Genomic DNA, 514 nt, shown 5'->3' with positions numbered 1-514 from the left:
ATACATCATATTCTGTAGCTGGTCTTATGGTTGATGGATTGAATGTTCATCCGTTCGATTCTGAAGTCTCTTGTAGACCTGAAGGATATTATGCGATTAAGGCAGCAAAACTAATTAAAGAAGGTAAAACTTCTAGTGAAATAATTTCAGCTTTAAATGAGATGAAAAAAGTTTCTGATGCATATTTTATGGCAGATGATTTATCTCACCTTCAACGTAGTGGACGTTTAAGTGGAGCACAGGCTGTAGTAGGAAGTTTACTTCAAGTCAAACCATTACTACACTTTGATAATAAGGTTATAGTTCCATTTCAAAAGATACGAACATATAAAAAAGTTGTATCAAGAATGTATGAATTGTTTGATGAATATTATAAACAACATGAAGGAGAGCACATCACTGTGTGTGTTCTGCATGTTGATGCATTAGACAAGGCTGAAGAAATTAAAAAATATGTTGAAGAAAATTATTCGAATGTAACAGTAGATATTGATGGAATAAGTCCAGTTATCTC

The 514-nt window shown here is 32.7% G+C and carries 1 protein-coding gene; it reads left to right on the top strand.

The window, feature by feature from the left end; translation table 11 throughout:
* A partial coding sequence (locus tag EXE48_RS19530; protein ID WP_137712172.1) for a DegV family protein occupies window positions 1-514 on the top strand: 514 nt, incomplete at both ends.

The sequence above is a fragment of the Halorubrum sp. ASP1 genome, from assembly GCF_005435135.1.
GTDB classification, from domain to species: Archaea; Halobacteriota; Halobacteria; order Halobacteriales; family Haloferacaceae; genus Halorubrum; species Halorubrum tropicale.
The sequence above is the reverse complement of the archived record's forward strand: the minus strand, read 5'-3'. Positions and strand labels throughout refer to the sequence as shown.